Genomic DNA, 11,644 nt, shown 5'->3' on the forward strand with positions numbered 1-11,644 from the left:
TAAAAAATAATGACTGAAATGAACGTTTGAAAAATATAATTACTCATGGCAGTTTGACCTACCGGGGCTAATAGCAGCAAGATTTTATGCCTTTTTTGCAAAAGCAAGGCGACACCTGCTGCATAGGCACAAGCCAGCGGAACCACACCGAATGCATAGCTTGTGTAATTAATAATAGTCCAGAAACCTCCAGCTTGTGTTTTGGCAATAGCCAGCACAATATTCATAGGCAATCCAATCAAGAAACCATATAAAACGATTTTCTTTAATAAGCTTTTATTTTCTAGTAAGCCTTCATGGAGGATCATCCTTCCAGCCCAGATGCCAATTAAAAAGCAAGCCAATACTTTGAAGATTCTTCCTTCCATCAGTATCTCCAGGTATCGAAGGATGGGTAAACCAAGATTAGTAATAAAAAATTGGCGCCAACTGTTTACATTGAGGAAATTTTGGTCGAAAGCAAGCCAATCTACCTCATTGATATTCATCGCAATGGGAAAATTATTATCATTAAGATAGCGGGCTAGCGGTTCAAAAAATGACAAAGGATAGAAATTATCAAAGCCAATCATCAACAGTAAATGAATGATGGGAAGCAATAGTAATATGCCTGCCCAAATCAATAATTTTCTGCTGGACATGTTCCTGAAAAATATTAATAAAAATCCTAATAAGGCATATAAGGTAAGAATGTCACCCAACCAAAAAAAGAATAAATGTATTAGGCCAAAAAACAAGAGTCCCAACATTCTTTTACTAAAGAAGATGGGAAATGATTTACCTATTTTTTTGGCGCTTTCATATTGCATGATAAATCCGATGCCAAAGAGAATGGAGAAAATAGAGTACCATTTTCCGTCTACCAGAACCACAGTTAATTTTTTGACGATCGTATTCATATAGCCTCCACTAAACTGAGTGTACATTTCATCCGGCATAGCGTACCAACCGGCAAACCCGTAGCTGTTGGCAACAAAAATAAATAAGATAGATAAGCCACGTAGAATATCTAAATAAATGATCCTATTGGATGTGCTGACTGGTTTAATATTCATGATTTCTAATAGCTTCGTTTCATTTCGTTTTAAATGTTCAGCCCATAGCCGTAAACCTAAATAAGCACTTAACTATGAACATAGAAACCGATCAAGGACGAAACCCTTGATTTACTGTCCGAAGGGGGTGGGTTTCTGTCCGAAGGAAAATTTAGAAGCAAGTGAAAGTAGTGTGGAAGGTGGAGAAAAATCTTTATTTAGTTTCCATACATAAAATGCCCTTACTCTGACCCCCAAAACCTGCTCCTCTACATATTCGCCTCCGTACAAACAGGTTTATATAAGTAGTTTTTATTCTGAAGAAGAGGTTGCATAGATATTTTTGCTACTACTTTCCCATTTCCATATAATCAACTACCAAATTGACCATGGCCTCAACACCTGTAACAAACCCACTTTCATCAAGAAAAAATTCTGGCGTGTGATGCGGAGCAGAAGTTTCTGGATCTTTACCCTTTGGCAAACCGCCAATGTTAAAGTACAGGCCGGGTACTTCATTTGCAAAAAATGAAAAATCCTCTGCTCCAGTCTCTGCTGGTACCAAAATAACATTAGATTCTCCAGCTGCTTTCTTTAAAGTAGGTAACATTTTGGCGGTAAGTTCAATGTTATTGAATGTGACAGGGTAATGTGATGAATAGGGTAGCTCCACAATGGCCTCAGCACCGTTTGCCTCTGCCGTGTTAGTCACTATTTGGCGAATACGTTCAAAAATGAGTTGCTCATCAGACTCACTTAAGGTGCGTATTGTGCCTAGCATTTCGACTTGCTCAGGGATAATATTGGAACGATTCCCACCATGTATGGCACCAATAGTGACAACCGCTGCATTTTCGGTAATTTTTACATTGCGGCTAATAATAGTTTGAAGATTATTGATGATTTGGGCCGATGTCACAATTGGATCCACCGATGACCAGGGTTCTGCACCATGTGAAGATTTTCCTTTTATCGTTATCTTCATGTCAGCAACTCCTGCAAACATACCCCCAGGTCGGTAGGTGATTTTTCCCACCTCTACCTGTGCAATAATGTGAAGTCCAAAAATGACATCAACTTTGGGGTTTTCTAATGCCCCCTCTTTTACCATGAGTTCGGCACCGCCTTCTTCTCCCTTAGGAGCACCTTCTTCAGCAGGTTGAAAAATAAATTTAACGGTTCCTTTTAACTCATTTTTCATGCCGGCTAAAATTTCAGCAACTCCCATTAGAATTGCCACATGAGCATCATGACCACAAGCATGCATCACCCCGGTTTCATTGCCGTCATAAACGGTTTTCACTTTAGACGCAAAAGGAACAGGAGTTCGCTCTAATACTGGTAAGGCATCCATATCTGCTCGTAAAGCTACGACCGGACCTGGAAAGTTACCTTTTAGAATACCAATGACGCCAGTAATTCCAACCTCGGTTTTTACTTCTATCCCAAGAGACTCTAAATGTTTTGCAACCATGGCCGCTGTCCGAATTTCTCGATTACCCAATTCGGGATTCTGATGAATATCCCTTCTCCAGTCTATCACCTTCTGTTCTATGTTGTTGGCACTTTTGGCAATGAGTTCACTATAATTGCTTTTTTGGGCAAGCAATTGGCCAGTACAAAGGCTTATCGTTGTGATAAGTGCTATTGCTGTATTTTTGATTTTCATTATTAATCTTGATTTTTAGATAAAAGGGTTCTTTGGTTATTTAATTATTGGCTTTTTGCGCCCAAGAAGCAGTAAGCCTTCTTGTGTGCAGTTTATTGTGCAATGATTTTATTTATTGTTTGATGCTATTCACTTCTATCCAATAGCCATCCGGATCTTGAAAGTAAACTTGTTCTATTCCATCAGGTCTTACATTAATTTTATTTAAGTTACCAGGGAAATCAGAGTATTCAACATTCATTTCTGTAAGTCTCTGAACAAATTCATCAAAATTGGCAGCTGAAAAAGCAAGATGTAAATCCTTATTTATCTTAACATCATTTTTAAATCCCGATAATAGATGTAATTCTTTTCCATCGCCCATTGAAATCCATTTTACGTCTGTAGCCTCTGGGGGCAATGGAATTATTTTCAAATTAAGAACGTCTGTGTAAAATGTAGCTGATACATTTACATCTTTAACTGAAAGTGCCATATGATTAAAGGAAAGAGTAAAATCTTTCTTTTCTTGACCAATAGCAAGATTTGAAATCTGAAGTAAAATCAGAATGATTAGTGCTTTTTTCATGATTTATTTTTAGTTTATTGTTCTTGTTTTAGTTTGTGTACAACAATTGGCTAATGATATTAAAGTTGTTATATTCAGTTTACAATGCATTGTTTCTTTACTCTGATCTTAAATTATCAATAGTTTCTTCAAAAACTTGCTCCTTTATATAGTAGCCTCATTTGTTATCAGTTACTAAAGTCATAATTGGCCTTACAGGCTTCTCCAAAGGTTTTATATCATTGAGTTTCCTAGAATATTTTCTTCCGTTTAGGAACTCCCCAACAAAGGTTGCTCGCACTAAATAGTGGTAGGTGAAAAAGCAAATAAAGGTTGTAATCGATGCAACAATGGTGAATTTAAGTAAGGCAGGTATGGCCCAGCCTGCCAGTAATCCTGGCAAAAATGCGGTTAAGGGCAAGTGAAGTAAATATACCCAATAGGCTGAATCCGAAATGTAGCGCCCTATTGCTGAATGCTTACTAAAATATCTCAAAAACAAACCTGTGAAACCGAAAATAAAGAGCCAACAAGTCACCGATCTGATGCCTGCTGTTAGCGCATTAGAGAATTCTGTTCTGTCCGCTAAAAAATAGAGGGTAAATATCCCCAGACCTAAAAGAACGAAGAGCCTGTCATATTGCATGAAGGATGATAATAAATGCTTTGACTTAAAGAGTATCCAGCCAGTTAAATAGAAGAAGAAGTAAAAGCTAAAAGTACCACCATCAGGTACAAAACTTAGTGAGGTGGCAACCCAGTAAGAATCCATCGCTAGCAATATCAAAAAAGTGATTAGTGATAGTATTGCGGCTTTTAGCAGTGACCTTTTAATCACTTGATTGAATACTTTGCTTATTTGTTTCGTTATGGAAGGAAAGCGCTGCAGCAGTTTGCCTAAGCCGAAAGAAGCGATGGAGAACATAATCAGATAATATAAAAACCATAAGTGCATGGTCCGTTCTGGGATTAGGTTAAATGGGTTTTCGAAAAAACTAGAGAAGGTATAAATATGAGCAAGCCCAAAGATCTGTTGTGAGTAAGAAAAACCTAGCATTACCAGTGGCCAGAGCAAAAAGACAAAAAGAATAAATGGGAATACGATTCTCTTCACTCTGTTAACAATCATTTTATTTGGTGATCGCTCATAAAACAATAGTGCAGCAAAGAAACCAGCTACCAACATAAAAATAGGCATCCTAAAATTATGAATAGTATAGCCCAACCATTTTAGCAATTCGTTGCTTGCCTCCGGATCTTTTAAAGGCCAGCCAGGACCGGGTTCACCACCGGTATAAGTGTTGGCCGCGTGTAATACAATCCCCAGCATCATCATAATGGCCCTGAGTGAGTCCAGAGAATGTAGTCTTTCTGTTTTTTGTTTTACAGCTTTCATAATGATAGTGGATTAGTTTAAATGCTTGATAAACATATGCTAATCAACTGACTATCAAATTGAAATCAAACCGGTCAAGGACGGAGCCCCTGATTTATTGTCCGAAGGGGCTGGTTTTCTGTCCGAAGGTAAAAAGGAGGAATTGGAAGTAGGATCAATCCGTGCTGCTCTTTGCCTGTTAACAGCTTTTTTCATATCCAATTTGTACCGTTATTAAAATTGCAATAGCCGCAATTCCAATGATTGTATTTAATTCCTGCGAGGGCTAATATTGCCATTAAAGCACCTGAAATGGGTATAATAAAAGCTTAACTTAACGACATTGCCTGCAAGCCTGCCAATGTTTTTAGTGTTTTACGTAAATCATTCTTTTTATAGGTATGTTTTTAATAATTTAATCCAAAAGCCCAAAGAGGAATAACATTGCGGTAACCAAACTCAATATCATCCTTTACCACAAATGATTTCCCGTCTTTTTCAATTTGGCTTTGTTGTTTATTTTTTCCTCCAACTTCAAACGTATAATCATTAATTACAAAATCAGCTTTTTTTGAAGATATTACTTCATTTTCTACTCGCATTTGATTGAAAAAGAATGTTTCTCGCAAATTTCCAACATTTGATTTATCTCGAACCAAATTGAAAATGATATTTGTATTATCCAAATACACCTTATCAACTTTTCCTAATCCACGAATACCACTTGTTTCATTTCGTAACTGTCCAATAAGGCCAGCTTTTTCCTTGTATGAAAAATAATCATCTAAGGAATTCCGACTTACGCCAATCATTGCTGATAATTTAGAAAAGTTGGGTTTAAAAGGTACGCTTTCAGCAATAATTGAAAGCAAGCGCTTAAGTTTTCGACCAGTTCCCACATTTAAATTTGCGTATTGAGGAATATCGGATTCTAATGTTTGCACAATGATTTGACCTAAACGTAAATTCATTTCATTTTCAATTCCAAAAGGATAATATCCACGTTTTAAATAATCATTAAATAAGGGTAAAGGATGTTGAATATTTTCAAGTTTTACCTCATTATTTACGATTTGTTCTAATGAGTAAACTTTTGTTTCATAGTTATGATAGAATTTCAAATATTCACGAAATGAGAGGCGTTGTAATTTGTAAATTATTGCCCTGCGACTTAAATCAGCCGAACCTTTAAGTATGTCGAGCACCGAAGAACCAGTGAATACAATTTTCAAGGTTGGAAATGAATCATAAATATTTTTTAATTCTCGAGACCAATCTGTGTATTTATGTATTTCATCAATAAACAAGTGTTCTCCTGCATTTTTATAAAAATCATCAGCTAAGTCGAAAAGGCTGTTTTCACTGAAATACATATCATCGGCTGATACATATAATGCTTTTTTACTATCTAATTTTTCTTTGATATGCTGTAAAATCATTGTTGTTTTCCCGACTCCACGAGCACCAATAATTCCAAGCATTCGGCTATCCCACGCGACATTTTCGTATAAATAACGTTTAAAATCTGAGGTCGTATATTGTAAGAGCGTCTCAAATTTCTGATAGAGTGTTCTCATGATTCTGTGCTATTTTTTATAAAGATACAAAATGCACAACCAATTCATCAATTATATTTAAAAATGTTCAATCAAATGTGCAATATACTATTTCCTGCATGGTGTTAACTATTATATAGTGACATAAAAGTCATCATTTCACCTTTCGTTTGCGTCCATTATTTTTTTTCTTCCTTGCGATCATTATTGGTCTAAAATATCGATGATAAAAAAGCCGTAAGCTCATATATTCATTCTAATTTAGTGCTAATCTATGAAAATGGAATTTCTGTCCGAAGGAATTAAATAGCTTGTATTCGCTTTAACAATTCTTCTCTTTGTGCTTTTGTAACTGGAAGGGCTTTATTCCCGATCACTACATGGGTAGCGGCTATCTCTTTGATTTGAGAAAGATTGATGATATATGAACGGTGAGTTCTTAAAAAGTGCTTAGAAGGAAGTTTTTCATCCATTTCTTTTAGCGACATGACCACTAAATATTCTTTGCTGCTGGAAAATATACGGCAATAATTCCGCTCAGCTTCAATGTAGAGGATATCTTTAATATCTACCTTAACCATTGAATTTAAATGCCTTACAAAAATACAGTCACTTAATATGAAAGAATTGCTATTTTGAGATTCTAAATCAGTATGCGTTCTGATTTTTTTGTCCATCTGGTTAATCGTTAATTCAATCGTACGTTGCAAATCCAATTTCTTAAAAGGCTTTGATAAAAAACCGAAAGGCTTTGTTGCTTTAGCGCGGTTAAAATGTGCGTCATCAGTATTAGCCGTCAAATAAATAACAGGAATATTATGTGTTTTTTGCATTGCTAATGCGGTTTCGATGCCATCTAAATCTCCTTTAAGATTTATATCAAGGAGCAGGATATCAGGGGGATTATCCTCAATATGCTTAAGGGCCTCTTCGCCTCTTGGAATGATACCTGTCACCTCGTAACCTAATTCATTTAGTTGTAATGAAATATTCGCCCCAATGAGCATTTCATCTTCAACAATTAATATTTTAAACTTTTCACTCATTTACGCACTTTTCTTAATTAAGAAATCAAATTCAATATGGGTGCCTTCATTGGTATGTTCTTGCATTTTCCCGTTGAGTTGTTGTGTTAATAATTGCACTAACTGTGAACCGAAACCGGTTCCTTTGGGAGCTATACCTACAACTTTACCCACTCCGTTGTCCTTTATTTTCAATTTTAAATTGTTATCGGTCGTTTTTTCTAAACTGATGTGTATGATACCATTTTCCTTTGTAGGAAAAGCATACTTCAGCGCATTTGTCAAAAGCTCATTTACAATAAGCCCAATGGGAACGGCCGTATCCACATCCAGTTCTAAATTGTCCATTGCGCACTCTATCTTCACTTTTTCTTCTGCATTAAAGGTGTCCAGAATGCCTTCACTAAGGTTTAGGAAGTAATCCTTCATTTCTATACTTCCCAGATTTGTTCCCTGATATAACTTTTGGTGGATAATGCCCATTGATTGCACCCGGTTTTGACTGGCCATCATGGCCTCTTTGGTAGCAGGATCTTCTATCTGAGCTGATTGTAATGAAATTAAGCTCTTGACTAGTTCCAGATTATTTTTTACACGATGATGTATTTCTTTGAGAAGCAATTCGTTTTCAGCATTACGCTTATCTAGTAATACATTTTTATCGGCTAACTCCTCATTTAATATTTTTAGTGTATTATTACTCCTTTGTTTAAGCCTGTAATTACGGTAAAGTAATCCGAGCAACAGGGCACCAATAATTAGAGCACCGATATAAATGCTTTGCTGCTGTCGGTTAGCAGCAAGCTCTTTATCTTGATTGAAGACATTCATTTGTAATTCGCTTTCACGAAGGCTTCTTTCGTTTCTTTCTACTTCGATAAGATTGTTAGCCTCTGACCACTCCTTATAGTTTTCGAGTGCTTTTTTATAATCTCCCCGGAGCTCATGCAATTGGTATAATTTATTGATGAAGTAGGCTGTATTCGCCTTGGTGTTGATTTCAATAGAGGAATTCCTCGCTTTATCATAATAGGTTATAGCTTCGTCATATCTACCTTCTTCCTTGGCAATATCTCCTAAACGGGAATGCGCAAATTGATAAACATCAATAGTGCTTAGATTATTCTCCTCCAGCAATTTGATGGTTTTAAATAAGTAAGGTTCAGCCTGTTCGTATTTTGCCTTGTCGATAAGTTTGCTGCCCATGGCATAATAATACCATGTATGATGAAAGGGATTGGTTATTTTTGGCAATAGCACCTCTATTTGATCAATAAAATAGTCACTTGAATCAGAATTTGCATCTGTGTAATGGTAAGATAACAGTTTGTAGGCGCAAACAAGTGCCTCATTTCTTCCGGGATAATCTGATTTTTGATAGCCAATCATGCTCTCCCTTAAATATTGAACTCCTATATCTTCTTCTTCAGGCAAACCATATTGATAGAGAAACCTGCCCTTATCTTTCAAAATCTTTAGCTGAATTTCAGGTCTGGGATCACCTTTAAGCAAGTCCTGAGCTTTGACAAAAAGCTCCAGGCCGGGTTTTGGTTCTCCTCTGATAATTTTTATCAAAGCCCAGTTGATTAATAAATTATAACCCAAAACCTTATCTTTTTCTTTTTCTGGAATTTTTTCGTAGTAAGCCCAACCTATGGGTGCCAGTGAATCCGCCACATTAAAATTATGAGACCTATTGTCTCTGTCCGTTATATTAAGATACAGTTCAGCCAATTGTTCATATCGTAAGGGTTGGCTATTTTGTAGTAATAGAGCAGCCATATCAAAATAAAATACAGTGCTGTCGCGGTTAAAATTAGGCATTTCTTTAAACCACAAAGCTTTATCCTGGTAGGCTCTACTCAAAGCAGAAATCTGATCAGGTGAAAGGTCTTGTCCGACACTCATTTTTTTTAATTGTAGCTTTTTAATTGCCGTTTGATGAAAAGGCTCTTGGCTATTCAATACCTCCAGCGCTTTATTTGAGTAATAAAGAGAACTGTCCGCATTATAATGATCCATGCTCCCATACCATGAGGCTTTTTCGGAATATGTTTCGCTCATTTCAAGTGCAGCTTTTGCACTATCTTTTACTTGCACACTTTGTGAAAAAATGCTCACATGCAAGAGCAATGCAGTACACCATATGAAGAATTTTATATAGCCGTGGATCATCGCTTTGCCAGTTAGGTTGATATGGATAGTGATTTATTTGTCATGTATATTTAAATATATCATATTTTCTTAGTAAAATCCATATATGAACTGTTATAATTGCATAAAAAGTAAATAAATTTAAGTATTTTAATTGCGTTATCGCAATCGGATTCCTGACTTTTGGCTTCTATAAGCATCATACAAATGTCTCCTGACTTCAATCAAATCTTCAGAAGAAGTTTTTGGCGGATTTTTCTAAAGAATTTCAGCATTGATTAAAGTTTTGTTAGTAGATGAATTTTGGATGGTATCATTGCGCATTTAGAAATTCTTGCACTAAGGTGTTCTGTTCAGATTCCATTTGAGCTGTCCAGCTATCGATATACCACCTACCATTTTCATAATGAAGTTGAATACTATTCAGCCCTCTTGTAGCTGAGGGAGTTTCAGGCGTTTTTCTGATTTCAAAAGCGCTCCAAACCTGAGCGATGTTCCCATATTTGCTGACGATTCGCTTGAGCTCGTGCTCATAGAAATCTTCTCTTGGGTTTAGTCCCATTGGGATATACTCAGCTTCTAATGAATGAACTGCTGCATTCCCCGCATCATCCAGCCTGGTTATTACCGCATTTTCTGCATGAAGGTATTTATCTCTTTCAAATTGCCATGGATCATCGCTGGAGCCCGAAATAACTTCATAATAGGCATTTATAATAGCATCTATTGATTGTACATCTTTGCTATATTTTTCATCAAACGTTTGACTCAAAACCGTTGTGGTGAATAATAAGCCAGTCAGCATAAATATTAATTCCTTCATATTTTGCTTTTTTATAGTCTTCATATTCATTTTTCTACTGCATCCAGGGTAAATTTTAGCCCATCATAAAGGCTAGGATAGGGGGTATGCCAAATTCATTATTCAAAGTTGAGATTGTATCGGCTAAAGATAACAGAAGGGATTCCACAAAATCTTGTACAGATGCGACATTTCAGCTAAAAAATAAAAGCCTAAATTTACTTAAATGAGGTTTTGAAGAACCAAAATGGAGTTTCATAAGGTTTCAATGCTATCATCAGATTGCGTAAGCTCTAATTTGAAAAACTCCTCATCCGAGGTATTAATGAAAGAAACTAGTAATAATTAATATAATTAAATAATCTTATTATTTATAAATATATAGATATATTATATTAATTATTATCTACCAGGAATAAGGATAGATGCATGGTGACGGTAACTTCATAAACCAAACCAAAATTCAAGTATGGAAACCTACAAGATAATGACAATTTGCCATGTAGTTTTTACAATCGCAGCCTTCGTGAGTGGACTTGTAGCTATTATTGTCGAACCGAAAGGTGGTGAGGTCCATAAAAAATCAGGACGCTATTATTTTTATTTTTATGTAGGGGTGGTTTTGACCGCCTTTTTAATGCTTTTTATTAAGTTCAAAATATTTTTCCTTGCACTTACTCTCTTTGGTACATACCTTATTATTGCTGGGACTTATTATGCGAAGAAAAATGAAAAGATAATTACCAAAAACTGGTGGATTTTAAGTATTCTTTTATTAACTGTTTTCATTTATTTGGTTGATGTTTTTATTATAATCTTTAACATTGAACTTGGTTGGATAATTGTTCGTTTGACTTTTGCGATGATTGCTTTGTCTACTTTGATTTTTGAATTAAGTATTAAAAGAAATAGAATTTTATTACACGCAACCTTGATGCTACTTTCATTTATACCTCTGATTAATGGTTTGATGGCTCGATTGTCACCAAACGAATACGTTTGGATATTCTGGATTTTAGGATATATTATTTTTATCCCCCTCATTATAGCGTGGTTTAAGCAGTCAAAAAAGTTAAAAGCATTATTAAAATGAAAGCTACTATCAACACGGTTTTTGCTTCAGGCGGGGTGACTTGTAAACATCGAGCTTTAAATCTGTAAACTTTTTTTAGGACGAGTCACAAACCATAGCCGCTGCACCCTACCGAGGAAAGAAAATTAGAATTAAAGCGGCCACCCGATCTGAGGTTGAGAAACCTGGATTTGCTTTCTTCCGGCTAGTGATTGAACCTGATTTACTTCAAAGTGCCCATGATGCAGATCCCCCTGTGTTTGATAGTCTAGGGCTTGCTGAAAAACGCATTTCCCCCTAAAAACTGACTTTTAACAATAATATATGTTAAAAACTATTACACTGTTGATAACAAGTGCATGGCTTTTTTTAGATTTCCCCACTTTTCCTTGCACTTCAAAAAATGCGAA

At 35.9% G+C, this 11,644-nt stretch carries 10 protein-coding genes; 1 reads left to right on the forward strand and 9 read right to left on the reverse strand.

Annotated elements, in window-relative coordinates:
* The 9 genes from Q0L29_RS15775 to Q0L29_RS15815 all read right to left on the reverse strand — a co-directional run.
* Positions 1-1,055: DUF418 domain-containing protein (locus Q0L29_RS15775; RefSeq protein ID WP_296623191.1), on the reverse strand; the 1,055-nt coding region annotated here is incomplete at its 3' end.
* 328 nt (positions 1,056-1,383) lie between these two features.
* Complete coding sequence (locus tag Q0L29_RS15780) at positions 1,384-2,703, reverse strand: amidohydrolase (protein WP_296623192.1); 1,320 nt, start codon at positions 2,701-2,703, stop codon at positions 1,384-1,386.
* Between the two features lie 112 nt (positions 2,704-2,815).
* Positions 2,816-3,271 (reverse strand): VOC family protein, encoded by a 456-nt coding sequence (locus Q0L29_RS15785; protein ID WP_296623194.1) that lies wholly within the window; start codon positions 3,269-3,271, stop codon positions 2,816-2,818.
* Positions 3,272-3,428: 157 nt separating this feature from the next.
* A complete protein-coding gene (locus tag Q0L29_RS15790; protein ID WP_296623196.1) occupies positions 3,429-4,646 on the reverse strand; it encodes an acyltransferase family protein in 1,218 nt (405 codons plus the stop codon).
* A gap of 54 nt (positions 4,647-4,700) precedes the next feature.
* Positions 4,701-4,841, reverse strand: a complete 141-nt coding sequence (locus Q0L29_RS15795) for a hypothetical protein (protein WP_296623198.1) — start codon at positions 4,839-4,841, stop codon at positions 4,701-4,703.
* Between the two features lie 191 nt (positions 4,842-5,032).
* Positions 5,033-6,202: an AAA family ATPase gene (locus Q0L29_RS15800; protein WP_296623200.1), complete on the reverse strand. Its 1,170-nt coding sequence runs from the start codon at positions 6,200-6,202 to the stop codon at positions 5,033-5,035.
* 281 nt (positions 6,203-6,483) lie between these two features.
* Entirely contained in the window at positions 6,484-7,227 is a 744-nt protein-coding gene (locus tag Q0L29_RS15805; RefSeq protein WP_296623202.1) for a LytTR family transcriptional regulator DNA-binding domain-containing protein, read from the reverse strand.
* The gene (locus tag Q0L29_RS15810; protein WP_296623204.1) at positions 7,228-9,381 is read right to left on the reverse strand and encodes a histidine kinase dimerization/phosphoacceptor domain -containing protein; all 2,154 of its coding nucleotides are present in this window, start codon (positions 9,379-9,381) and stop codon (positions 7,228-7,230) included.
* Positions 9,382-9,673: 292 nt separating this feature from the next.
* Positions 9,674-10,207, reverse strand: a complete 534-nt coding sequence (locus Q0L29_RS15815; RefSeq protein ID WP_296623207.1) for a hypothetical protein — start codon at positions 10,205-10,207, stop codon at positions 9,674-9,676.
* Positions 10,208-10,631: 424 nt separating this feature from the next.
* Between Q0L29_RS15815 and Q0L29_RS15820 the strand changes: the two genes are divergently transcribed.
* Positions 10,632-11,255, forward strand: coding sequence for a hypothetical protein (locus Q0L29_RS15820; RefSeq protein ID WP_296623209.1), 624 nt, complete (start codon positions 10,632-10,634; stop codon positions 11,253-11,255).
* Positions 11,256-11,644 lie beyond the last annotated feature (389 nt).

Source organism: Marivirga sp., assembly GCF_024636815.1.
GTDB lineage: Bacteria > Bacteroidota > Bacteroidia > Cytophagales > Cyclobacteriaceae > Marivirga.

Coding starts and splice junctions, on each gene's coding strand:
- Q0L29_RS15780 (WP_296623192.1), bottom strand. CDS start 2,703: ATGAAAATCAAAAATACAGCAATAGCACTTATCACAACGATAAGCCTT.
- Q0L29_RS15785 (WP_296623194.1), bottom strand. CDS start 3,271: ATGAAAAAAGCACTAATCATTCTGATTTTACTTCAGATTTCAAATCTT.
- Q0L29_RS15790 (WP_296623196.1), bottom strand. CDS start 4,646: ATGAAAGCTGTAAAACAAAAAACAGAAAGACTACATTCTCTGGACTCA.
- Q0L29_RS15795 (WP_296623198.1), bottom strand. CDS start 4,841: ATGAAAAAAGCTGTTAACAGGCAAAGAGCAGCACGGATTGATCCTACT.
- Q0L29_RS15800 (WP_296623200.1), bottom strand. CDS start 6,202: ATGAGAACACTCTATCAGAAATTTGAGACGCTCTTACAATATACGACC.
- Q0L29_RS15805 (WP_296623202.1), bottom strand. CDS start 7,227: ATGAGTGAAAAGTTTAAAATATTAATTGTTGAAGATGAAATGCTCATT.
- Q0L29_RS15810 (WP_296623204.1), bottom strand. CDS start 9,381: ATGATCCACGGCTATATAAAATTCTTCATATGGTGTACTGCATTGCTC.
- Q0L29_RS15815 (WP_296623207.1), bottom strand. CDS start 10,207: ATGAAGACTATAAAAAAGCAAAATATGAAGGAATTAATATTTATGCTG.
- Q0L29_RS15820 (WP_296623209.1), top strand. CDS start 10,632: ATGGAAACCTACAAGATAATGACAATTTGCCATGTAGTTTTTACAATC.